A 549-nucleotide genomic window follows, 5' to 3' on the forward strand; every position below is an offset into this window, starting at 1 on the left:
CCCGTACACGAAAGAGGCGCCGGCAGGCGTCCAGCTGGTGGCGCTCGGTGAGTTGTACGCGCGGTCCGGCGTGGTCTCGCTGCACTGCCCGTTGACCGCCGAGATCCGCAAGATGCTGAACCGCGACGCGTTCAGCTGCTTCAAGCCCGGCGCGATTCTGGTCAACACGGCGTGCGGCGGCCTCATTGACGAAGCCGCGCTGGTGGAAGCGCTGGCCAACGGCCGACTCCGTGCAGCGGGGCTCGACAGCTTCGACGTGGAACCGATGACCGCACCGCACCCGTTCCAGGGCGTTGCGAACATCATCCTGTCGCCGCACATCGGTGGCGTGAGCGACGCGGCCTACTTGAACATGGGCAAGGGCGCGGCGGCCAATGTGCTCGCGGTGAGCGAGGAACGTGCCCGCACGGCGGCGTGATGTCCATGTTCCTGCTTTCCCCACCGGCGGTGCGTGAAGCCGAAGTCTTCACGCGCCTGCCTGCCAAGTTTCGCAAGCCCGATGTCCAGACGGAATGGGCACGCGCCAATCGCGGCGGGCAAGCCACCGAC

General features: G+C 67.4%; 1 protein-coding gene. It reads left to right on the top strand.

The window, feature by feature from the left end; all coding sequences use genetic code 11:
• A partial coding sequence (locus E2H86_RS25815) for an NAD(P)-dependent oxidoreductase (protein WP_306767657.1) occupies positions 1 to 418 on the top strand: 418 nt, incomplete at its 5' end.
• Between the last annotated feature and the right edge of the window lie 131 nt (positions 419 to 549).

It is taken from the genome of Pseudomonas putida (assembly GCF_004357765.1).
Lineage (GTDB): Bacteria > Pseudomonadota > Gammaproteobacteria > Pseudomonadales > Pseudomonadaceae > Aquipseudomonas > Aquipseudomonas putida_U.